Source organism: Ornithinibacillus salinisoli (assembly GCF_042684965.1).
Classification (GTDB): Bacteria; Bacillota; Bacilli; order Bacillales; family Amphibacillaceae; genus Ornithinibacillus; species Ornithinibacillus salinisoli.
This window is the reverse complement of record NZ_JBHUMI010000014.1, coordinates 14,197-38,651: the sequence shown is the minus strand read 5'-3', so window position 1 is coordinate 38,651 and position 24,455 is coordinate 14,197. Positions and strand designations below refer to the sequence as shown.

20 protein-coding genes are annotated in these 24,455 nt (G+C 38.2%); 15 read left to right on the top strand and 5 right to left on the bottom strand.

The window, feature by feature from the left end; all coding sequences use genetic code 11:
- Positions 1-113: 113 nt before the first annotated feature.
- Positions 114-1,517, bottom strand: coding sequence for a 4-hydroxyphenylacetate 3-monooxygenase, oxygenase component (gene hpaB, locus ACFSTA_RS07565; RefSeq protein WP_377555997.1), 1,404 nt, complete (start codon positions 1,515-1,517; stop codon positions 114-116).
- 211 nt (positions 1,518-1,728) lie between these two features.
- Between hpaB and ACFSTA_RS07560 the strand changes: the two genes are divergently transcribed.
- From ACFSTA_RS07560 to ACFSTA_RS07545, 4 genes are all read left to right on the top strand, one after another.
- Positions 1,729-2,592 (top strand): aldose epimerase family protein, encoded by an 864-nt coding sequence (locus ACFSTA_RS07560; protein WP_377555996.1) that lies wholly within the window; start codon positions 1,729-1,731, stop codon positions 2,590-2,592.
- Between the two features lie 321 nt (positions 2,593-2,913).
- Entirely contained in the window at positions 2,914-4,401 is a 1,488-nt protein-coding gene (locus ACFSTA_RS07555) for a BCCT family transporter (RefSeq protein ID WP_377555995.1), read from the top strand.
- Between the two features lie 120 nt (positions 4,402-4,521).
- Positions 4,522-4,668, top strand: a complete 147-nt coding sequence (locus ACFSTA_RS07550) for a hypothetical protein (protein WP_377555994.1) — start codon at positions 4,522-4,524, stop codon at positions 4,666-4,668.
- Between the two features lie 376 nt (positions 4,669-5,044).
- Complete coding sequence (locus tag ACFSTA_RS07545; RefSeq protein ID WP_377555993.1) at positions 5,045-5,620, top strand: transposase; 576 nt, start codon at positions 5,045-5,047, stop codon at positions 5,618-5,620.
- 43 nt (positions 5,621-5,663) lie between these two features.
- Here ACFSTA_RS07545 and ACFSTA_RS07540 read toward each other — a convergent pair whose 3' ends face one another.
- A complete protein-coding gene (locus ACFSTA_RS07540; protein WP_377555992.1) occupies positions 5,664-6,788 on the bottom strand; it encodes an amidohydrolase in 1,125 nt (374 codons plus the stop codon).
- A 227-nt stretch (positions 6,789-7,015) separates the two neighbouring features.
- Between ACFSTA_RS07540 and ACFSTA_RS07535 the strand changes: the two genes are divergently transcribed.
- Positions 7,016-8,812, top strand: coding sequence for a S9 family peptidase (locus ACFSTA_RS07535; RefSeq protein WP_377555991.1), 1,797 nt, complete (start codon positions 7,016-7,018; stop codon positions 8,810-8,812).
- A 77-nt stretch (positions 8,813-8,889) separates the two neighbouring features.
- On the opposite strand, the gene ACFSTA_RS07530 is transcribed toward ACFSTA_RS07535, so the two are convergent.
- The 3 genes from ACFSTA_RS07530 to ACFSTA_RS07520 all read right to left on the bottom strand — a co-directional run bounded on the left by ACFSTA_RS07530 (position 8,890) and on the right by ACFSTA_RS07520 (position 11,772).
- The gene (locus tag ACFSTA_RS07530) at positions 8,890-9,153 is read right to left on the bottom strand and encodes a DUF3006 domain-containing protein (RefSeq protein WP_377555990.1); all 264 of its coding nucleotides are present in this window, start codon (positions 9,151-9,153) and stop codon (positions 8,890-8,892) included.
- Positions 9,154-9,165: 12 nt separating this feature from the next.
- The gene (locus ACFSTA_RS07525; RefSeq protein ID WP_377555989.1) at positions 9,166-10,404 is read right to left on the bottom strand and encodes an MBL fold metallo-hydrolase; all 1,239 of its coding nucleotides are present in this window, start codon (positions 10,402-10,404) and stop codon (positions 9,166-9,168) included.
- 588 nt (positions 10,405-10,992) lie between these two features.
- Complete coding sequence (locus ACFSTA_RS07520) at positions 10,993-11,772, bottom strand: Cof-type HAD-IIB family hydrolase (RefSeq protein ID WP_377555988.1); 780 nt, start codon at positions 11,770-11,772, stop codon at positions 10,993-10,995.
- A gap of 381 nt (positions 11,773-12,153) precedes the next feature.
- Between ACFSTA_RS07520 and ACFSTA_RS07515 the strand changes: the two genes are divergently transcribed.
- From ACFSTA_RS07515 to ACFSTA_RS07470, 10 genes are all read left to right on the top strand, one after another.
- Positions 12,154-12,318 (top strand): hypothetical protein, encoded by a 165-nt coding sequence (locus ACFSTA_RS07515; protein ID WP_377555987.1) that lies wholly within the window; start codon positions 12,154-12,156, stop codon positions 12,316-12,318.
- Between the two features lie 275 nt (positions 12,319-12,593).
- On the top strand, positions 12,594-13,880 hold the full coding sequence (locus tag ACFSTA_RS07510) for an L-lactate MFS transporter (protein ID WP_377555986.1): 1,287 nt from the start codon (positions 12,594-12,596) through the stop codon (positions 13,878-13,880).
- A 79-nt stretch (positions 13,881-13,959) separates the two neighbouring features.
- Complete coding sequence (locus tag ACFSTA_RS07505) at positions 13,960-16,311, top strand: FdhF/YdeP family oxidoreductase (protein ID WP_377555985.1); 2,352 nt, start codon at positions 13,960-13,962, stop codon at positions 16,309-16,311.
- A gap of 12 nt (positions 16,312-16,323) precedes the next feature.
- Positions 16,324-17,121 (top strand): formate dehydrogenase accessory sulfurtransferase FdhD, encoded by a 798-nt coding sequence (gene fdhD / locus ACFSTA_RS07500; protein ID WP_377555984.1) that lies wholly within the window; start codon positions 16,324-16,326, stop codon positions 17,119-17,121.
- A gap of 69 nt (positions 17,122-17,190) precedes the next feature.
- On the top strand, positions 17,191-18,201 hold the full coding sequence (gene moaA, locus ACFSTA_RS07495) for a GTP 3',8-cyclase MoaA (RefSeq protein WP_377555983.1): 1,011 nt from the start codon (positions 17,191-17,193) through the stop codon (positions 18,199-18,201).
- Between the two features lie 78 nt (positions 18,202-18,279).
- Positions 18,280-19,191 carry a Gfo/Idh/MocA family protein gene (locus tag ACFSTA_RS07490; RefSeq protein WP_377555981.1) on the top strand — a complete coding sequence of 304 codons (912 nt, stop codon included), beginning with the start codon at positions 18,280-18,282 and terminating at the stop codon, positions 19,189-19,191.
- A gap of 100 nt (positions 19,192-19,291) precedes the next feature.
- Entirely contained in the window at positions 19,292-20,275 is a 984-nt protein-coding gene (locus tag ACFSTA_RS07485) for an aldo/keto reductase (protein WP_377555980.1), read from the top strand.
- A gap of 22 nt (positions 20,276-20,297) precedes the next feature.
- A complete protein-coding gene (locus ACFSTA_RS07480; protein ID WP_377555979.1) occupies positions 20,298-21,299 on the top strand; it encodes a Gfo/Idh/MocA family protein in 1,002 nt (333 codons plus the stop codon).
- 773 nt (positions 21,300-22,072) lie between these two features.
- Entirely contained in the window at positions 22,073-22,765 is a 693-nt protein-coding gene (gene araD, locus ACFSTA_RS07475) for an L-ribulose-5-phosphate 4-epimerase (protein ID WP_377555978.1), read from the top strand.
- A 13-nt stretch (positions 22,766-22,778) separates the two neighbouring features.
- Entirely contained in the window at positions 22,779-24,446 is a 1,668-nt protein-coding gene (locus ACFSTA_RS07470; protein ID WP_377555977.1) for a ribulokinase, read from the top strand.
- The last annotated feature ends 9 nt before the right edge of the window (positions 24,447-24,455 follow it).

The window sequence follows — 24,455 nt, the reverse complement described above, 5'->3', positions numbered from 1 at the left end:
CACAGTGTACTATATGAAGTGATTCACGAATAGTGGAAAGCAAAAAGGATAATTCTATCAAGTGAAATGACGCATTGACAAATAACGACAAAAACCGACGGGTGACAGGCACCCTAATTATTTTGTTTGTAGCTGTTGTAAAGGTCGCTTGCTAGCGTGCTTGGGTTTCCAAAAAAGAAACGTTCGTATTGTGTTTGACGGGTAGCAAATGGACTCATCGTGACATCCCAAGCTAGGCGAAATAGTTTAACACGGTCCTTAGCATTGTGTTTTGCGCTTTGTAAATATTGATCCAGATCTGGTCTAATAGCCGACTCAAAATCCGCCTCAGTTGGTATCATAATCATTCCACTGGCACCAAGTAGTTGAATTGCCTCTATTATACTCGGATATATCTTTGGAAAAATACAACTCGCAGTTTGCAATGGTGTTAGCTCTGGTCGCATTAATCCAAACTCATCGATACTTGCATTTGTTTCGGCCTTTAGGAGCAATGCTTTCATTGTTTCAAGTGTACAAATTATCTCAGCCATTTTTTCATGAACATGGGAATATCCTCCGATATCAATTGTCTGTACTATTTCTTCCGTAACATCTGCAATAAATTCTAGTTTTACAATTTGTCTGTTTATCACTTGATGCAATGCAAATGGCCGAAACGCACTCTGGCGTTGAAAATTATTAGCAACGTGGAGATTTTTGTAAAAAAACAATCTTTCCCAAGGGACAAGAACATTATCAAAAACAACAATGGTGTCCATTTCTTCGAAGCGGGAGCTTAATGGATAATCATAGGCATTGTTCCCTAATACAAAGGTTTCTCGACATATAAATTTTAATCCTTTTGTATCACTAGGAATAGAAAAAGCGAATGCATTGTCAGAATCGTTAAGACCACCAGGAGAAAAAACAAGAATTTCATCTGTCATGCCGCCCTGTGTAGCTAAAAGTCTTGCTCCTTTTATTATAATTCCATTGTCTGATTCACCTACAATTTTAGCAGCAATTGGTTCATCTGAATCTTCTAAGTAGAACGGTGATCGATTAACCTGAGGATTAATGAAAGTATGGGTGAATGATAAGTCATTTTCCCTTGCCTGTTCATAAAATGTAACGAGATGGTCTGGAAAACAGTTGTCTTTTCCTTCTAGTAAACTAGCAGATGAGGCTAATGACATAAGTACTGTATTCATATAATCTGGACTTCTTCCAAGCATCCCATGACAACTTTTGGCCCATTCTTGAATCATCTTACTTCTGTTTGCGAGATCATTTTTCGTTTTTGGCGGCTGATAGGAAGTTCCGATTTTTTCACCGGTAATTGGAGAGTCGTAAGTCATAAAATCTACTCGTTCTGGATCCTGTTGTAAATCATATAGTTTAGCTTGGCTCTGGATAGCTCCTTTATATGCAGGATGTTCGGAAATTTTCCCTGAAATTCTTTCACCGTTTAACCATATTTCGTTCTTCAAATTGTTTATCCTATTAATGAAATCTATACCTGTTATTGCAGGCATCATCCCCACCCCTAACAATAAAAGTAAAATAAACACCTATATACCAATATATTAAAGCCTATTAAATATGTTCCAATAGGTGCCTGTCACCGACAAATTCCGACAATATTCGGGAGGTGACAGGCACCGTATTAATATGGTAGGATGTATTGTGTGCTTTGTTATGAGGGGCATTTTTTTGGCTATAGGCTATTTAGATGGGAGACTTTTTATGTATAAGATTGAAACGTTTGAAGAGCAATCTTTCACGATGTATCAACTAAGTAACGCAGATTTTAGCGCTTGGCTAACGATTTGTCCTGAACGTGGTGGTATTATAACATCGTTTGGTGTAGATGGAAATGAACAGCTTTACTTAAATAAAGAAACATTGTACGACCGAAGTAAAAATATTCGGGGCGGAATTCCAATATTATTTCCTATTGCTGGAGAGCTGAAACAGGGAAAATATGAATGGGATGGAGAAACATATGAGTTACCTAATCATGGCTTGGCGAGGATCCACCCTTGGGAAGTGGTGGAAAAGAAGCAGGAGGAAGACCAGGCTTCTATAACGATTCGCTTTGTAAGTAGTATTAGTACGAAAGAGGTTTACCCGTTTGATTTTGATGTTTTATTTACATATACATTTGGATCGAATAAATTATTAATTGAACAAAGCTTTTCTAACCTTTCAGACTCAGAGATGCCAATCTATGTAGGATTACATCCGTATTTTAAGACCGAGCATAAAAAAGTTATGCTCAAAACAGATGCAAAGAAATTTTTAGATTTCAAAGATAATGAAGTAAAGGAATTTCATGGCAGTGTTGATATGTCGGATAGAGATGAATCTGTCGTGCTTTTGGGTGCGGAAGAAAGAAAAGTATCTATTGAGTTAGGTACAGGTCAGGAAGTCCAAATGGAAACTGGGTCAGAATATAAATACACAGTTATCTGGACTGAGCGTGATAAGGAATTCGTTTGTGTTGAACCTTGGATGGCGCAGGCTGGAGAGTTAAACCGTAAAAAAGAACTAGTTATGATTGACCCAAAAGAAACCTTAGACACATTTGTAAGCTTTATAGTTGAATAAGGAATGAAATTAATTCAGATGTCGATTTTTTATCGATGCCTGTCACTCATAAAATCTGTTAAAGATAAGGGTAAAGATGAAGAAATCCCTTTTTCTTTAACGTTTTTTTTTTTTTTTTGAATTTATCGGCAGTTAAAGCTCAGCATGTGAGAGAGTGTTTAGTTTGTAAAAAATTGTAAAGTGCCAGACACCTACAAAAAGTAGTTTGAAAATTATTTAATTAGGGTATAGACTTGTTATAGGAGGTGATTGTGATGGGGTAAAGATTATATTGTTACACTGTAAAAAAACTGAATAATTAAAATCTTACTGGGGGTAAACATGAAAAAGGTTTCAAGTGTATTTTATATAACAGTATCATTAGTCATCGTAGCAGTATTTATCGGTGCGTTATTTCCCGAGTTGTCAGAGCAAGTAACGACCAATGTAAATGCATTTTTATCAACATCGTTTGGTTGGTACTACATGTGGGTGATGACTTTTCTCATTGTCATCTCAATTTTTATTATTTTTAGCCCGTATGGAAAAATACGATTGGGTAAAAATCATGAAAGGCCGGATTTTTCCACGCCATCTTGGATTGCTATGTTATTCTCGGCTGGATTAGGAATCGGTCTCGTATTTTATGGTTCAGCTGAGCCATTATTCCACGCATTTTATGATGCTCCATTATCAGAACCAGGTACGGATCAGGCATTTAAGGAAGCACTTTCTGTTACGTACTTTCACTGGGGAATCCACGGTTGGGCAATGTATGGCATTGTCGCGCTCACCCTAGCTTATTTCCAATTTCGTAAAGATGAACCTGGATTGATTTCCGCAACATTAAAGCCGTTGTTCGGCGATAAGATGAAAGGTCCTTGGGGAAAACTAATTGATATTCTTGCAGCGTTCGCAACTATTTTTGGTGTTGCAACATCACTTGGTTTTGGTGCTGCGCAAATTAATGGAGGTTTGTCTCATCTTTTTGGGATTGAAGTTAACTTTACCGCACAATTTATTATTATTTTGATCGTTACGGTATTGTTCCTTATTTCTGCATGGTCTGGAATCAGTAAAGGGATTAAATACTTATCGAATGTGAATATGGTCCTTGCAACTGTTCTGTTTTTAGCTGTAATTATTGTTGGTCCAACATTGTTGATCCTTAATATGTTTACAGAAACATTTGGAATGTATATTCAAAATATCATGAAGTGGAGTTTCCGTACTGCTTCTTTGGAAGGGGATAATCGCGCTTGGCTTGATAGTTGGACGATTTTCTATTGGGCATGGTGGATTGCATGGGCTCCATTCGTTGGTATGTTTATAGCACGTGTGTCACGAGGAAGAACAATCCGTCAATTTATGATTGGTGTCATGATTGTGCCAACGCTTATTATTGGTGTTTGGTTTGCAACATTTGGTACAACGGCTGGATTTGTACAGCGAAGTGGTGTTGATTTAACGCAATATGTAACAGAAATGGTATTGTTTAATATGTTTGATCAGCTACCAATATCATTTATTCTTTCCATGATTGCGATCTTGCTAATCTTTTCGTTTTTCATTACATCAGCGGATTCTGCAACATTTGTTTTAGGGATTCAATCGACACATGGATCACTAACCCCACCCAATAACGTGAAAATTATATGGGGATTAGCACAGTCAGCGGTTGCTTTGGTTTTATTGTACGTAGGTGGATTAACCGCATTACAAAATACGATCATCGCAGCAGCCTTTCCATTTTCATTCGTTATGATCTTAATGGTCATATCATTAATAAAATCACTTAATAAGGAAGTACGCGTTTTAAGAAGGAAATAGCTAGGTGCCTGTCACCTGTCGAATCCTGTCGGTGACAGGCACCTATTAAAATAAAATGTGCATTAATTGCGTAGATCGTAGCATAAGGATAGGAGTAAATAGGATAGTAGGAGGGGAACCATGGAGACAAATACAATCATCTTGGTAGTGCTTGCGTTAATATTACTAGTGATAGGTTGGAAAATTGCTAAGAAGGCTATTCGTTTGATAGTTTTTCTTGCAGCTGCTGGTGTTGTTATCTATTTACTAAAGGATTACTTCATGTAGTATGAAGTTTATAGCATGTAGGAGGGAATAATAATGAGAGGTTGTCCGAGCTCTGTTATTATTCTTTTTTTTGTAAGTAGAATAGAAAGGTTATTGATAAAGTATATATTATTTCCCAGGGAATAATATGTCGAAGGTTTTTTAGGTGGTGCCTGTCACCTGTCGAAATTTGACGGTGACAGGCACCATTTTTGTTTTTATAGGTTTGAATTTGGTGTTATTGTACGTTTTTTTATTCTAATTTGGATTTTTCTTCTTGTTAAGTGGTAATTTGCTGCATATTATACTTGGAATTTCTACTTTTCACTTTTGGACAACTTAACCAACCTGGATTAGGATGGTATTACATTCTTAGTTGGAAGGAGGTGAGTTAAGTATGGCAAGAAAAAAACGTATTTGGATGCCAGAGTACTTTTACCATATTGGTTCAAGAGGAAATAGGCGAGATGCGCTATTTCGTGAGGTAAGTGATTATGAGACCTTCCTTTACATTCTTCACCATGTCAACAAAGCTTCTCCAATTGAACTTGCATCTTATTGCCTCATGACTAATCATTTTCATCTTCTAATGCGATCGAAGTATTTGCCAATCTCCAAAGTAATGTCGCTCATAAATAAGCGTTATGCTGATTATTTTAATAAAAAATATGATCTTACAGGTCATGTTTTTGAAAAGCGCTATTTTGATAAGCCGATTGGTGACAATTATGGAATTTTGAGAATCAGTCAGTATATCCATTTGAATCCAGTCGAAGCAGGAATAGTCAAAAATGCGGAGAACTATCGCTGGAGTAGTTATCGATATTATTTACATTCGAAAAATAATAGATTATTAACTATGAATACGATATTAGATAGTTTTCAAGGAAGCTTAGTAGAAAAAAGAGAAGGCTACCGTAAGTTTGTCGAAAGTGAAGAATTGAGACTGGAGGCAGAAAGTGTATACAAATAAGGTGCCTGTCACTTGTAAAAAAATTACAAGTGACAGGCACCCTTTAGATTAATTTCCCATCTATAAATACTTTCTCGACATTGTTTCTTAAGTCGAATGGATTTCCACTCCAAATTACGAAGTCAGCATCCTTTCCTGTTTCGATAGATCCGACACGGTCTGCCACACCGATATGTTTTGCTGCATCTAGTGTTAGTGCTTTAAGGGCTTGTTTTTCCGTAATTCCACCTCTAATAGCATGGACAGCACTAGTTACTAAATATTCGATTCCAACAACTGGATGATCTGTTGTGATTGAACAGGAGATTCCAGCATCGAGTAACGTTTTTATTGTTGTCCATCCTTTATCTTTTAGTTCTACTTTAGAACGAGTTGATAAAGTAGGTCCAACAGAAACACGGACATCGTCATGCTTAGCGATATATTCTGCAATGTGATGACCTTCTGTACAATGTTCAATAGTTAAGTCAATATCAAATTCTCGTTTAATGCGAAGTACGGTTAATATATCATCTGCACGATGGGCGTGGACACGCAACGGAATTTCCTTCTTTATAACTTTTGCTAGATTCTCTAAATCAAGTTTTCTTTCCTTTTGCTGCCCGTTTAAGTAATTTTGTGTTTCAATTAATTTTTCACGAAGTCTAGCAGCAACACCCATTCGAGTAACAGGCATTTTTCCTTTCGGCCCATGAACTCGTTTTGGGTTTTCACCTAATGCTGCTTTCATACCAGATGGCTCTTTAATTACCATCTCATCAACTATATGGCCAACCGTTTTTAAGACAACCATTTCTCCACCAATTACATTGGCACTTCCTGGCATAACTTGAACCGTTGTGATCCCAGATTTACGAGCATCTTCAAAGCCTTTTTCCATTGGATTAATTCCATCAATTGCTCGAACCTGTGGGGTTTCTGGACTGCTTGTCTCATTAAAATCTTTTCCTTCTTGGCCAACACCTTCCTCGGAAACACCTAGATGTGTATGTACATCAATTAATCCTGGTGTAACAATCTTGCCAGATGCATCAACTACTTGGTAGTTTTCAGGAATACTAGATTCACTAGTAATTGCCTCAAACTTCCCATCCTTCACCAGCAGTACTTTATCAACATGTTGAACTCCAAGCCCATCATATATAGTTGCATTCGTAATCGCTAACATCAAATCCTCCTAATTTTTTCCAGGTGCCTGTCACCGACAAAATTCGACAGGTGACAGGCACCTGGCTATTTCTGTCATTATATCATATTGGGGGTGGTGTTTATGGTGGTATAGGTAAAAAATAGTGGAATTTTCTAAAATCATTGATTTTATGCATAATATACTTTATTCTTTTTTTATCATCCTTTTAATTTTGGTAATGGGATGAACTTACGGAGGGGATACATATGGATACAATGAAAGAAGAGCAACAATTACTTGCTTATCTTAAGGCCCACGGTGCAGTTGAGCCAAAGGTTATTCCAGGAAAGAAAGAGGTTACGTTCTTATCTAAATCGACAGGTATTCCACAAGTATGGAAGTGGAGACAAGATGACACATCTGGTGTCCAGCAATATAGTAATTTAGAAGACCGAATAATGTCTGTCCACCATTCATCTTCTGGAGGAAAAACGATTGTCGGTATGGACCATAATGGCAATGAGAAACAGCAACTGTTTCTATTGACTGAAAGTGGTACAAGTGTGGAAGAACTTGTTAAATCAAAAGACCATTTCCATCGGTTTGGTGGTTGGTCACCAAAAGAGGATAAAATTTCATTCGCTAGTAATCGCCGTCATCCCGGATTTTTTGATGTATATGTTTTTGACTTAGAAAGTAGGACAGAAGAGTTAATGTATGAATTTGACGGAAGTTGCACGCCTGTGTGTTGGACTAAAGATGGGGAGAGCATCATTCTACGATTGATAGATACGAATATTGATCATTCATTATATCTTTTTCATATAAAGTCGAAGCAGTTAATTCGGATAGGGCAAGAGCAGTTGAATGGTAGATACCCAGCCATTGAATTGAAGGATGATGGGGAAGGTGGATTTTTACTAACGGATGCTGGAAAAGATACATTGGCTGTATTCCAATTCTCGTTTCAGGATCCTTCTATATTACATGAAGTGTTATCCATTGAAAAATGGGACATAGAGGAGATTAAATTATCCTCTGATAAGTCTAAGCTTTTATTTACCTTAAATGAAGGCGGAATTTCGAAACTAGGAATCTACTATTTTGATAGGCAAACATATGAATTTGTTGAGGGGCTCCCTAGAGGAGTATATAATTCCCTTTCATGGTTAAGTGAGGACGAACTCGTTGTAGGTGTGAAAAGTTCCGTGTTACCAGGTGATATTTGGAAAGTAGATCTACATCATGATAATGCTGAAAGGCTAACGTTTATTGGGGAAGAAAAGTCTATTAGTGATTTATGGATGGAACCGGAATTATGTAGCTTTACTTCTTTTGATGGTCTTGAGGTTCCTTACTTTTTATATGGAAAAAAGAATGAATCACAACCAGTTGTTATTTATGTTCACGGTGGTCCAGAGAGCCAAATTCGTTCGACATTTAATCCGGTCATTCAGTATTTGGCAGCAAAAGGTTTTGCTGTAGCAGCACCTAATGTTCGTGGCAGTATGGGATATGGTAGAAAGTATGTAAAATTAGATGATGTCCGAAAAAGAATGGATGCTGTTGCAGATTTAAAATGGCTCGTGGATGATTTGGTGGAAAACCATAAAGTAGACGCCAAAAAAGTTGGAGTAATGGGAAGAAGCTATGGTGGTTTTATGGTTCTTGCAGCACTTACTCACTACCCGGATATATGGGCTGCAGGGGTTGACATTGTCGGAATTTCCCACTTTAAGACATTCTTAGAAAATACAGGTTCGTGGCGTAGGAAAATTAGAGAGTATGAGTATGGATCATTGGCAGAGGATGTTGATTTCTTTGAGGAAATTGCACCATTGAACCATACAGATAAAATAACCGCACCACTTCTTGTTTTCCACGGTCGAAATGATGTGCGTGTTCCGGTTAGCGAAGCAGAACAAATAACAGCAGATTTGAAAAAACAAAGAAAACAAGTAGAACTAGTCGTGTTTGAAGATGAAGGTCACCAAACAGAAAAAGTGGAAAACCATATAGCAATGAACACGAAAATCGTAGCGTTTTTGAAAAAGTTTTTGTAAGTATAGGTGCCTGTCACCGACATCGTTCGACATAATTCGGGTGGTGACAGGCACCTGCCTGGTTGGCACCTGCCTGGTTATTTTTTAAATTTACTTTGGGTGCTTTTGGCTTTTAGTTTGGCCATTAGGTTTGATGTTGTTTGGGCTGCTTTTTTGGTTGCTTTTTTGTCAATGGAAATGACAGTGATTTCTCCATTGGCTTGCTTCTTTAGGTTGAGGTAAGTGTCTATCTCACTACCTTGGGGTAAAGTGCTTTTATCTACAATTAATTCCTCATTTATTTCTTCGATGAGTATGACGACTTTGTTATTATCTTCAAATCTATCTATTACACCTATCATGTAGGTTCCTCCTCATGATTCATTTTGAACACATGCTACACCTTCATCTATTATATCCTTTATTCTCGCTGGCCCAATTCCATTTATCGCTTGGAGTCCATCTATAGAGCTATATGGACGATTATTGATTAACACTTCTGCACGAGCTGGCCCAATATGTTTGACTTTTTGTACTTCATCAACAGAGGCAGTATTGACATTGACACAGCTACTAGAATTTTTCGTGCTTTTACTAGTAACCTCTATATCCAGATTAGACTCGCTAGTTTTAGGGCTAATAGTGCCATCATTTTTGGTTAGAATGTCATATTTTTTGCCATCTGTTTGAACGATTATTGTGCCATGCACATCTGTCCCATAGAGGGAGATTCCCGCATCTTGGATATAAGAAACGACTTCGGCATGAGGATGACCATAGCTGTTATCTGTCCCTGCGCTATAAATGGCAATGTCTGGTGAAACAGCTTCGAGAAAAGCAGGATCACTAGATGTAGTGGAGCCGTGATGTCCGAGTTGTAAAACATCTGCATCTAGATTTATTCCAGAATCGATCATGTTTTGTTCCGCATGTGTATCAGCATCACCCGTGAATAAAAAGGTTATATCCCCATATGTGAACAATGCAGAAATGGACTCTTCATTTGACTTACCTGTTATTTTATTTGGATAAACAACTTCTATGTCCATGTTTCCTATCTCAAAAGTCTCACCTGTACGTGGTTCATAATAGTCTGCACTACTATTTAAAACAGCATCTACGGCGGATTGAAACGTTTTTGAGGAGCTTTCATTCCCTGACATCCAAACCTCACCAACTTCAAATGCCCTGATTACATCCTCTAATTGCCCGACATGATCAGCATCTGGATGGCTAACAATTACCAAATCCAGGGAGGTGATGTTTTGGGATTGTAAATATGTAACTACTTCATTGCCTCGCCAATCCCCAGTATCGAACAGTATATTGTAGTTTTCAAATTGCAGTAAAGTGGCATCGGCTTGCCCAACGTCGATATAGTGAGCCGATAGCTCGGAAAGTGTACCACCTGAAGTTTCCCTGACCTCCGTGGAATCCGATTGTTCATTTGTCGCAGTAGTATTTGAAGCAGTATCTTCAGATGAACTAGAGCTATTCTCTTTGGGTGATTGTTCTTCAGCTGATGGATCATCTATGTCTTCGGTAATAGTTCCCTGCCCACAAGCAACTAAGAAAACCGCGAGAAACATGGAAAACAATATGTTCTTTTTCAAGTAAATTCCCCCATTGATGTTGATTCATTGTTTGTATTTACTTGTTTAGCGTATCAAAAATAACATGGAAAATCTATACGGACTCGATTGGTATTAAGCTTGCCAGCTGTATATTTGTGCGATTTCCTGGAGATTAAAAATTGTATTATTTGGTAGTAGTTGCTTTTAAAAGATCTATTTTGTTGTAGAAAAAAATTGAATTTAAGTTAGGTGTTGTTGATCGTTTTATGTTTTTCCTAACATGCTTGACTATACAAATGCTGGCATAATGAGGGAGTGAGAGGTGATCAAAATGTACAACTATTTCCTACGAAAAAACCACATAGTACCCATCTGTTGGTTAGGATTGACGATTCTATTCTGTAGTTTTTCACTAGGCAATAAGATTACAGTAATGAATGGAAAGGAACAGTACCTACTGCATGAAGGTAGTCAAGGTTATAATCCCAACATATTATACGGCGTACTCGATCGCATAGAAGACGAAGAATACGCCGTAATTTTATTGGAAGATATTAACCAAGAACTAATCGTTCGGGTGCCTGGCACCGACATGTTTCGACAAAATTCGGGTGGTGACAGGCACCTTTATAGCAAGCCGAGCATTTTTAGGCCGTGGTGGATGCCGTTTGATTCGACGGATTTGGTTATGTGTTGTGCTGCGGATTTTACGATATCTTCTGCATTCCCCATTGCGACGCTGTTTTTAACGGTAGATAACATTTCGATGTCGTTAAGCCCATCTCCGAATGCGTATCGTTTTTCTTCTGGGTATCCTAGAATTTCAGCGGCTTTTTCAATTCCGATTGCTTTAGAGCCACCTTTTGGTAGGATATCAACAGAATATGGGTGCCATCTAATAAAGTCAAAGTCCGTAAATTCCTGTTCATACTGTACTTCATTTCCTTCTTCACAAAATAGCAAGGATTGATATAAATCACGCCCTTTATAATAATGCGGGTCATGTGTTGGAAAGTGATCTAATTTCAATGAAGCAAGACTTTCATTAATATAATTGTGTTCTGGAACCGTTGCTCTCATGTCCTCATGATCCATAAACACTACTGGATGATTGTTTTCTAGAGCCTTTTCCGCTAGTTTTTGTAGCGATGGAATGTGGAGTGGATTAGCATAGACCAATTCCCCTTTAACTACTACATACTGTCCGTTGTAGCTCACGAATGTATCGATTTCTAACTCTTTCCGGAGATCTTCAAACATAAAAGGTGCACGTCCAGTGGCGATGGCAACCTCATGTCCTAATTCTTTTAATTTAAATATCGATTCCTTCGTAGATGTAGGTAATTTTTTCTCTCCATTTAATAATGTTCCGTCAATATCAAAAAAGATCACGTTTTTATTTGTCATGGCTATCCTGTCTCCTTTATTATGTACAATTTCCTGAACTGTTTTTTCTCATCCATTCTAATGTATGAAAGGCTTTTCATGTCAACGTATTACGTTTGACATTCTAGATTGCATCTATTGTGAAAAAAATAATACGATAAGAAGATGGGTATTTCGTCATGGTATCATTTTCCAAAAATAATAGATTTCGGCTATTTATCAACGATATAAACATACGGTAATATAATTACAAAATCATAAATCGTATAAATAGACGGAATCATCTTGAAATTACAATACGATTCTTCGGGCCTAATGTCCTATTATATAAGGATACAATTTAGGTGTTGTTAGCCAGCTAGTGAATCCGACTCCTACGATTTGTGAACTGTGGAGGAAATGATGAAAAAATTATTTTATCGTTCAAAACACTTTTGGCATGTGTTAAAAGGAAAAGAATTATTAACAGTGATTCCAGATTGCCTGGATAAAGATATGAGATCCCGGCTGCAAACGAAAGCAAACTACCATGAGCAGTCCGCAATCCGTTCTATTCATAAATGTTAAAGCGCTGATTTTAGGTGCTTTTTTGCTATGAAGATGCTAATTTGTTGTTACACCTCAGTTCACATGGTATGATATCTTCAAAAATTTTAAATTTTTATAATATTAGGTAACTTCCTCGCGTATAATACAACCCCAGATAGCATCATGTATAACTACGATTCTTTACATAAAACAGCTGTGTTACTACTTGAGCAATCCAAATTAGAGAAAAGCCATTCCACGTTCACTTGTAGTGGAGGGATTTCTATAAATATATGATTTAAGGGAGGATTATTATGGACAAGGTAAAAAATCGATGGCTTATTGCTGCATCTGCGGTAGGAATTCATCTCTCTATTGGGTCTGCATATGCATGGAGTGTATTTACAAATCCAATGGTCGATCAATTTGGATGGGAACAAACACAGGTTTCCACGGCTTTTAGCATTGCTATTTTCTTCTTAGGTTTTTCGGCAGCATTTATGGGGAGATTCGTTGAAAAGAGTGGTCCAAGAAAGTCGGGGATGCTGGCAGCACTATTTTTTGGTGTAGGTGTTGCTGGATCTGGACTTGCTACTGCAACGGAATCATTGTTATTGCTCTACCTATTTTATGGTGTTATCGGTGGTATTGGATTAGGTATTGGTTATATTTCCCCTGTATCCACGCTAGTAAAATGGTTCCCAGATCGTCGTGGTCTTGCTACAGGGCTTGCTATTATGGGATTTGGATTTGCAGCGATGATTAGTGGTCCTGCTGCAGCATCACTAATTGATTCGGCAGGAATCTCTAATACATTCTTCATTTTAGGGGCTATCTACTTTATTGTAATGACAGCTTCTGCACAGTATTTAGCGCCACCTCCAGAAGGATGGGCGCCAAAAGGATTCACAGAAAAACAGGAATCAGAAACAGCAAAAGGAAAAATAAAAGAAGACTTGTCACAGCTCACAGCAAATGAAGCAATTAAAACTCGTCGCTTCTGGATGCTATGGTTAATGTTATTTATTAACGTAACCTGTGGTATTGCTATTTTAGCTGTTGCTTCACCAATGGCACAGGAGATTACAGGCATGACAGTGATAGCAGCTGCAGCGATGGTTGGGGTATTAGGATTGTTTAATGGCGGAGGAAGACTTGCATGGGCTTCACTATCTGACTATATTGGTCGTCCGAACGTATATACAGCATTCTTCGTAATTCAGGTAGTTGCATTTTTCATGCTTCCATTTGCATCAAACCCGATAGTGTTCCAAGTTCTCCTATTTGCTATTTTAACTTGCTATGGTGGTGGTTTTGCTTCTGTACCAGCGTATATTGGAGATTTATTTGGTACCAAACAGCTAGGAGCAATTCACGGATATATTTTAACAGCTTGGGCAATGGCAGGAGTTGTCGGACCGATTCTCTTATCATTGATTTATGATTCTACGAATAGTTATAATATAACTATGATGATCTTTGGTGTCATGTTCGTTATCGCTTTTGCAATCTCGCTTTTAATTCGTGTCGATATTAATAGATTACGAGGGAAGCAACAAGCTAACGTGAAAAAGGTAAGTGGAGTAGCAAAAGAAGCATAATGGTTAGGGTCAGTCTCCCCAATGATTTGGGAGTTGACCCTTATAGAATATGTAAGAAATTTTTAAGGAGGGGTAACTGTTGGGAAATACAAAACACACTGGCCCAATTAAATTATCTAAGAAGCCAGATCCAAGTCTTTGGGCTAGTAAAGTTCCATTTGGCTTAGGAAAAATTAAACCGCATCATATTCGCGATACAATGAAGGTCGTGTGGGAAAATAAAGATAATCTTCCTTATGCAACCCGTATCCTTACCCAAGGTGTTTGTGATGGGTGTGCTCTAGGTGTTTCAGGGCTTCAGGATCAAACATTAAAGGGACCGCATGTTTGTACAACTCGTCTAAATGTACTTCGATTAAACACCATGTCAGCAATAAAAGAAAATATTCTACATGCAGATATAGATGAGCTTCGTAAAATGAGCAGTACAGAATTACGTCAACTTGGAAGAATTCCATATCCAATTATAAGGGAACCAGGAGAAAGAAGGTTTCGTCGTATTTCTTGGGATGATGCGTTAGATAAAATTTCCGATAAAATGAAAGCGCTTGACCCGAAACAATATGCTTTTTATACGACTTCTCGTGGAATTACCAATGAAGTGTATTATACATTAGGTAAAGTTGCTCGTTATCTAGGTACGAATAATATTGATAACGCATCTAGGATATGCCACTCCCCATCCAAAACAGCTCTGAGTCGTTCCATTGGTGTTGGTGCTTCGACATGTAATTATAAAGATTGGATCGGTACCGATGTTCTTGTGTTTTGGGGGTCTGTTGCGGCAAATAATCAGCCCGTTTCGACGAAATATATGTATGCTGCTAAACGAAAAGGCACAAAGATAATTGTCATTAATCCATACCACGAGCCATCGATGGATCATTACTGGGTACCGTCGATTCCTGAATCTGCTTTATTTGGAACAAAAATTGCCGATGACGTGTATCAGGTAAATATTGGTGGAGATATTGCCTTTATGCATGGAGTGATGAAGCATTGGTTTGATATGGAAGAAAATAAACCCGGTTCAGCTATAAATCATGATTTTATTAAAGATCATGTAAATGGTTTTGCTTCATTGAAGAATAAAGTTCAATCGTTTCGTTGGGAACAATTAGAGAAATCGTCTGGTCTTGAAAAAGCTAGAATGATAGAGTTAGCGGAATTACTTGCTAAGTCAAAATCTGCTGTATTTGTTTGGTCAATGGGGCTAACACAGCATCGATTCGGTACAGATAATGTATCACAAATTGCAAATCTAGCCTTGTTACGTGGATTTATTGGTAGGGAGCATTGTGGCTTAATGCCAATCCGCGGGCATTCCGGTGTGCAAGGTTCCGGAGAAATGGGTGCCGATCCATTTGTACTACCAGGTGGTGGAATGGATGAGAAAAATAGAAAAAGAGTTGAGGAGATTTGGGGATTTGATATTCCTAAATGGCAAGGAGACATTGTTGGTGTATCATTAGAGAATGCTATTTTACCTGAGGACCATGAAAGAAAGCTAAAGTTATTTTATATGTCCGGTGGTAATTTCCTAGAGACAATGCCAGACCCAGATTTTGTGAAGCAATGTTTAGAAAATGTCGACATTCGCGTTCATCAAGATATTATCTTAAATACATCTACATTAGTAGATGCTAAGGAAGCGACCATTGTATTACCAGCTATGACCCGTTATGAGCAACCTGGTGGTGGAACATCTACTTCTACAGAACGGATGGTGTATTATTCACCTGAAATTAAAGGTCCGAGAATTGAAGAAGCAAGATCAGAATGGGAAATATACGTAGATTTAGCAAAACGGGTAAAGCCTGATGGTCAGCATGTAATAGATTTTAAGGATACATTTGAGATACGTAAAGAAATTGCCGAGGCTGCTCCTAATTATGAGGGTGTTCAGCATTTGAAAGATCGTGGTGATGTGTTTCAATGGGGAGGAGCTTGGTTATGTGAGGATGGTGTTTGTCCAACACCTGATGGCAAAGGAAACTTAATTTCAATGGAATTGCCGGAGCTTCGCAAGCCGGAAGGACACTTTTATGTGACAACCAGAAGGGGTAAGCAATTTAATTCCATGATTTATAGTGACAAGGATCCTTTTAATGCTGCGGATCGATATGATGTTTTAATGAATGAAAAGGATGGGCAGGAATTAGACATTCATGAAGGTGAGGCGGTTGTTGTATATAATCAACACGGTACGTTTAATGGTCGGGCTAAATTTGTTCCATTAAAATCTGGAAATATCGAAGTCCATTGGCCTGAAGGTAATGTACTGATTCCAAAAGGCGTTTATGAACATTTAGCAGGTATACCGGAATATAATGCAGCAGTTATTATTGAGAAAGCAGAAACCTACTTCGCCCATAAAGATACAAAATATGTAGAAAAACGGATTGATGAGCTTGAAATGGAAACAAGTTAGAGGGTGGATGGTATGAGCGACACCAAACAAGATGGCTGGGAGACAATTCGTTTTGATGGAGTGTCAAAAACAGTTATAGATGAGGAAATAGCATCTGAATTTGCCTTAACAATTGTTCTAAATGGGGAAGAGTTTGCAACAATGGTATGTTCACCAAATGATTTACAGGAGCTTGTCATTGGTTTTCTTGCTTCGGAAGGTATTATTCGTACGTTTGCAGAGGTAAAAACTATTTCGCTTGATGAAGCTATGGGATTTGCATATGTAGAGATTTATAAACAAATTGATTTCATGCAACAGGATCATTCCAAGCGTGTTATTGGTTCTTGCTGTGGTAAAAGTAGACAGTTTTATTTTAAAAGTGATGTAAAAACTGCTAAAACAATAACTAGTACGATATCACTATCTGTAACACAATGTTATCATTTAATGAAGAAGTTACAGGCAAGCTCGGAACAATTTAAGCGAACCGGTGGCGTTCACAATGCAGCACTTGCACGTAAAGATGAGCTACTAACTATTCGAACAGATATTGGGAGACATAATGCACTTGATAAAATATATGGGCATTTGTTGCAAAATCAAATTCCAGTAAAGGATAAATTCATCGTTTTTAGTGGTAGGATTTCATCAGAAGTTTTATTAAAAATCTCTAAAATAGGAGCTGGGATTTTACTATCCAAATCTGCTCCTACTGATTTAGCGCTCAAATTAGCTGATGACTTAGGTATTACCGTGATCGGGTTTGCTAGAGGAAATAAAATGAATGTATATACGCACCCTGAACGAATTCTGGAAGCACACATTTAAATGATAGCTAACGAAATTTACGTTTGTTTGGTAGAATGAAGATTAGAAATCTTTTTAGGAGGGGATCCCTTGGCAGTAATTACTGATAAATTTGGTCGACCACTACGGGATCTGCGTATTTCTGTTACAGATCGATGTAATTTCAGGTGTACGTATTGTATGCCCAAGGAGATTTTTGGCAAGGACTACCAATTTTTGCCTAAAAATCACTTATTACGTTTTGAAGAAATCGAACGACTAGCTAATTTATTTGTTCAGTTAGGTGTTAAAAAGATTCGCTTAACCGGTGGAGAACCATTGTTACGGAGAGATTTACCTAAGTTAGTAGAAAAACTAGCTGTGATTGACGGATTAGAAGACATTGGGTTAACGACAAATGCTAGTCTGCTGGAAAAGATGGCAGCTGAACTGAAGCGTTCGGGAGTAAATCGAATTAATGTTAGTTTGGATGCATTAGATAATAAAGTTTTTCAAACTATAAATGATAGTGGAGTGAGTACGGATCGGGTATTAAAAGGTATAGAAAAAGCAATCGAAGTCGGCCTTGAGGTCAAGATAAATATGGTCGTAAAAAAAGGAATGAATGAACACGAGGTTATTCCAATGGCTAGTTACTTTAAGGAAAAAGGAGTCACATTACGTTTTATTGAGTTTATGGATGTTGGAAAAACGAATGGCTGGGATTTCAGTAAGGTTGTAACGAAAAAAGAGCTATTCCAACAGCTTTCTTCTCATTTTGAACTGGAACCCGTGGAACCAGCTTATGTTGGTGAAGTAGCGAAAAGATATCGTTATACAGGTACAGATACAGAGGTAGGCTTTATTACTTCCGTTTCGGAATCATTTTGCTCTACGTGTACACGTGCAAGAATTGCAGCGGACGGAAAGCTATATACGTGTTTATTCGCTGGTGGCGGATTTAGTTTCAGGGATCTATTACGATCTGGAGCAGATGACGAAGAAGTTCGATCGACCATTACATCCATTTGGAATAAGCGTACTGATAGGTACTCCGACGAACGAACAGAAGAAACAGCCAAACACAAACAAAAAATCGAAATGTCCTACATTGGAGGATAAGGGGTGCCTGTCACTGTCAAAATTCGACAAGTGACAGGCACTTTATAGCTATTAACTATTGTTGAAGGTAGTGATGATATGAGAAATGTTCGGATTGGAATTGTTGGACTTGGTAATATTGCACAAAAAGCCTATCTTCCCATTTTAACAAAGGAAACGGATTGGTCATTGGTGGGTGCTTATTCCCCTACCAAAGAGAAAAGAAAGCGTATTTGTAAGCAGTATCGAATGCAAGATTACAACAGCCTACCTAGACTTCTAGAAAATTGTGATGCAATATTTGTACATAGCTCGACTGACTCCCATTTTGAAATTGTATCACAAGCTTTACGAGCTGGAGTGGAGGTATATGTTGATAAACCACTTGCAGCCACAGTTACAGAAGCGGAGAAATTAGTTGAACTTGCTAATAATTATAATAGAAAACTTATGGTAGGGTTCAACCGTCGCTTTGCTCCGATGTATATGGAGGCAAAGGAGAATGTGAAAAATTTAGCCTGGGTTCGATTTGATAAGCACCGTGCTAATAAGGTTGGACCAGATTCTTATCAATACAAGATGCTGGATGACTACATACATTTAGTTGACACGGTAAGGTGGTTGGCAGATGGTAATATTCATGTGGTGCACCATCAACTGAAGGTGAATGAAAGAAGTCAGTTACTCTATGCGAATCATATGTATGAATCAAGTGATCAGGTTACCTTCCATACTACAATGCATCGAAAAGCTGGTACGAATTTAGAACAATTAGAACTTGTTGGTGAAGATGCAGTTATACGTGTGAAAAACATGAATATCATGGAGATCGAACAAAACAATTCGATTATTACTAAAAATCCCTCCTCATGGGAAACTGTTTTAAAGCAAAGAGGATTCGAAGATGCAATTCATCACTTTATCAAATGTATTCAACATGATACGCAACCAATCGTAAACGGAGAAGAAGGACTACAATCACAAATTCTTGTAGAAAAATTAATGTATTAAGGTGCCTGTCACCCGTCGATTATTGTCGGATCTTGTCGGTGACAGGCACCTTGATTATGGAAAGCTACTTTTGATAAATTTTAGGTAGGGGTGAAACGAAATGAAATATAATCAATTTGGTAAGACGGATTTGAGGATTAGTGAATTAAGCTTTGGCACGTGGGCAATTGGTGGTGCCTGGGGTAAGACAAATGATGCAGAAGCGCTAAAAGGGTTAGAAAAGGCGATGGCTGAGGGGGTTAATTTCTTTGATACAGCAGATGTATATGGAGATGGCCATAGTGAAGAACTCATAGCAAAAGCAACAAAGGGGAAAGAAACGGAGATACATATTGCTACTAAGTTTTGTCGTGCTGGTGATATTTATGACCCAAAAACGTATACGATGGAGCAAGTCCAGACATATTGCGAGAACAGTCTAAGACGATTACAACGGGAGCAAATTGATTTGTATCAAATTCATTGCCCACCACTAGAAATACTAAAGAATGGACAAGTATTTGAGGTATTAGAAAAATTAAAAGATCAGGGTAAAATACGTTATTACGGTGTTAGTGTTGAAACCGTCGAGGAAGGCATGTATGTACTAGAAAATTCCAATGCAAGCTCCTTGCAGGTGATATGTAATCTTTTCCGGCAAAAGCCATTGGAAGAACTCTTTCCAAAAGCAATGGAAAAAGGAGTTGGTATCCTGGCGAGAGTACCGTTAGCTAGTGGTTTATTAACAGGTAAATTCCAGGCGAACGCCCAATTTGAGAACGACGATCACCGTCATTTTAATCGTGATGGACAAGAATTTAATATTGGCGAAACGTTTGCAGGACTTGAATTCCAAAAAGGAGTAGAATTGAGTAAGGAACTTGGTTGGATAGCAGAGGGAAGAGGAAATATGACACGTGCTGCTCTTAAATGGATCATGGAACAAGAGGCAGTTACAAGTGTCATTCCTGGATTTAGGAATGTAAACCAGGTAGAGGATAATTTACATGCAACCAAAGTAAAGGATTATACGCACGCCGAGTTAGAGCGTTTAAAAGCATTCTATCAAGAACACGTTCACGAGCATATTCGTGGGCCATATTAAAGATAATGAAGGAGGAATCATAATGACGAAGGTACGTTGGGGAGTATTGAGTACGGCTGGTATTGCCCAAAAGGCTTTACTTCCAGCTTTTAGTCGAGCAGATAATGCAGAGGTTGTTGCAATTGCTAGTGGAGGTGGAATTGAAAAAGCAGAAGCTGTTGCGAAGAGATTTCAAATTGAAAAAACGTATGACAGCTATGATAGATTGTTAGATGATCAGACTATTGATGCCGTTTATATTCCGTTACCAAACCATCTGCATAAAAATTGGGTCATTCAAGCAGCTAAAAAAGGTAAGCACATATTATGTGAGAAACCTGCAGCTCTAACTGCAGAAGATGTTGAGGAATTGAAAAGCATATGTGAAGAAAGTAACGTTATCTTTATGGAAGCATTTATGTACCACTTTCATCCGCAGCATGATCGTGTAAAAGCAATAATCGCAGCTGGGGAAATAGGAGAAGTAACTTTTATGCGGGCTGGCTTTACATTTTATCTGGGGCAAAAGGATTGTAATATCCGAATGAGTGAACAAAAGGGTGGCGGAAGCATTTATGATATTGGTTGTTATGGGATTCATGCCATTCGAAATATTCTTGGTCAAGAGCCTGAAACGGTTCTTGTAAGAGCTACTAAAGATCCTGACTATGATGTTGATACAGATGCTATCGGATTCATGACATTTTCTAATGGTGTGCGAGCGACCTTTGATTCAAGCTTTAATTTGTATAACCGAACGGAGTATGAGGTGTTTGGAACGAAAGGAAGGATAACTGTTCCAAGAGCATACCGCCCTGATAAGAATGGTGGGGAAGGTTTAATCATTGTTGAAAAAGACGGTGTTACACTTACGGAAGCGATAACTGCAGACCAATACCGGGAAGAAGTGGAACACATATCTCAGGCTATTTTAATGGACGATCGTAACCTAAAACATAGTATCGCTAATACGATTAACAATATGCGTGTCATTGATGCTTGTTACCAATCTATTGAATCTGGAGAAGTAGTAAAAATTAAATAACCTTGATGCCTAGATGAAAAAGTTAGAACCTCAAATGGTTCTAACTTTTTTTTACTATAGGCTCTATTAAAATCGATTGTTGTTATTATTTAATAGTTTGTGCAGTAATTTTGCGTAGATTTACTTTCACAGTCTATTTCAATAGTGTGCTACAAAACCGCTCCGTAAGAATACTTCGCTTTCACTTCCAGCACAAGTACGACATCTGTTCAAGCTCCTTTAGGTCGCTTTTACAGTGTCTACTTTGCCGTGGGTCCGGCCTCAGCCAGGGTACTACTTGAATATGCTTCTTTGTTCCCTTGCGCCGAGGAAATATTCTTCGAAGCGTTACTTGTAGACGCAGGCGCATCTATCCGGGGTCTTCGGACACGTGCTGTTCCCACAGGACATGGAAAGCTACAGCAGCATTGCATCGCACGAAGAAAATTGGTTTATATTTTCGAGGAGTCTTCATATTCTTCCTCCGCTAATGGTGATTTCTTGTTTAAAGAAAAGTGTTACTACTTAACTAGCATAGGAAATACACGAAGACTCCCGAGGAAAGTGAAGTGTATTTCTGGAGCGGAGATCACGTTACAATTACGTCACATTTTCTATCATTTACACATTAAGAATCCATTACTTAGAAGCAACCACCCTGTAAAGCTACCTATCTATAACAAATGCATAATCATTTCAAATTATCATCTTGCATGTACGTACAAATTATATTAATATAAACGTATACATACATTCTCATACGTACATATTTTTCAGGAAAGGTGTGTGGAAAAATGTTAGAGGATTTAAAACAGAAGGTACTTGAAGCAAATCTAGCATTACCAGAATATAATCTCGTAACTTTTACTTGGGGAAATGTAAGCGGTGTCAGTAGGGAATCGGAACTCATCGTTATTAAGCCCAGCGGTGTTCCGTATGAAAAATTAACTGTAGATGATATGGTCGTTGTTGATTTTGATGGAAAAGTAGTAGAAGGAGAGTTAAACCCATCTTCAGATACGCCTACACATATCGTCTTATATAAAAATTTTCCGGATATTGGTGGAGTTGTCCATACACATGCTCCTTGGTCAACAAGCTGGGCACAAGCTGGTAAAGGTATACCAGCATTAGGCACAACTCATGGTGACTATTTTTATGGGACAGTACCATGTACACGACCTATGACCCATGTAGAGATTAATAAAGCATATGAGAAGGAAACAGGTAATGTCATTGTAGAGACATTTAAAGAGGTGGATCCTAATCAAATGCCAGGTGTTCTAGTACATAGTCATGCACCATTTACTTGGGGAAAAGATCCGCATGAAGCGGTTCACAATTCGGTAGTATTAGAAGAAGTTGCCAAAATGGCTTTACATACGTATCAATTGAATCCGACGATATTGCCTATGGATCAAGCATTACTAGATAAGCATTTTTTACGAAAACATGGTTCGAACGCATATTATGGACAAAAGAAATAAGGGGGATAAGGTGATGACAAAAAAATATACCATTGGAGTCGATTATGGAACAGAATCAGGTAGGGCGGTTTTGGTTTCACTTGAGGATGGAAAGGAAATTGCCGATCATGTTACGCCCTATAAACATGGTGTTATCGATGAGTATTTACCTGAATCGAATTTAAAATTGGATTATGAGTGGGCTTTACAACATCCCCAGGATTATATCGAAGTTTTACAGCAATCGATTCCAGAAGTATTACAGGAATCTGGTGTACATCCTGATGACATTATTGGACTAGGAATTGATTTTACAGCTTGTACCATGTTACCGGTTGACAAATACGGTGAACCGTTATGCTTTCATCAAGACTTAAAGAATAATCCACATAGCTGGTTAAAGTTATGGAAGCATCATGCTGCACAAGATGAAGCGAATCGTTTAAATGAAATTGCGGAAACGATGGGGGAACAATTTTTACCTAGATATGGCGGAAAACTATCATCTGAATGGATGATTGCGAAGATTTGGCAAATACTCAATGAAGCACCAGAAATCTATGAACAGACAGACAAGTTTGTAGAAGCAACAGATTGGGTCATATCCAAATTAACGAACAACCTTATAAGAAACAGCTGTACTGCTGGATATAAGTCCATTTGGCATAAGCAAGAGGGCTATCCGAGTAAGGAATTCTTTCAAGCACTTGATCCACGCTTAGAGGATGTAACGGAAACGAAATTACGTGGCGAAGTTGTTCCATTAGGTACCAAAGCTGGTGAGCTGACAGAAGAAATGGCTGCACTTACTGGTTTACAATCGGGAATCTCTGTTGCAGTTGGAAATGTGGATGCACATGTATCCGTTCCTGCTATGGGAGTTGCCGAACCAGGTAAAATGGTCATGGTAATGGGAACGTCTATATGTCACTTGCTTTTAGGTGATGAAGAGAAACATGTAGAAGGAATGTGCGGAGTAGTAGAAGATGGTATTATTCCAGGATTTTATGGTTATGAAGCTGGACAGTCTGCAGTAGGAGATATTTTTGCGTGGTATGTTGATCAAGCTGTTCCAGACTATGTCAAAATTGCTGCTAATGAAGAAGGTATTGATGTTCATCAATGGTTAGAACAAAAAGCTGCTACGTATAAACCTGGCGAAAGCGGATTATTAGCGCTAGATTGGTGGAATGGTAATCGTTCAGTACTAGTTGATACGGAGTTAAGTGGCATGTTAGTTGGGATGACATTACAGACGAAGCCCGAAGAGATATACCGTGCATTGTTAGAGGCTACAGCATTTGGCACCCGAAAAATTGTAGATGCTTTCCATCAAAATGGTGTAGAAGTAAATGAGTTATATGCATGTGGTGGGTTACCACATAAGAACAAATTATTAATGCAAATTTATGCGGATGTTACGAATCGTCCAATTAAAATTGCGGATTCCTTCCAAACCCCAGCATTAGGAGCGGCTATGTTTGGAGCAGTTGCTGCTGGGAAAGCAAATGGGGGCTTTGATACGATCTTAGATGCAACGAAAAATATGGCTCGTATAAAAGACGAGGTAATCCAACCAATTCCTGAAAACGTATCTATTTATGAAAAGCTATTTCAGGAATATACGACACTTCATGATTATTTTGGTCGAGGTGAAAATAACGTCATGAAACGATTAAAATCACTTAGGTCGAAAAACTAATATATATTG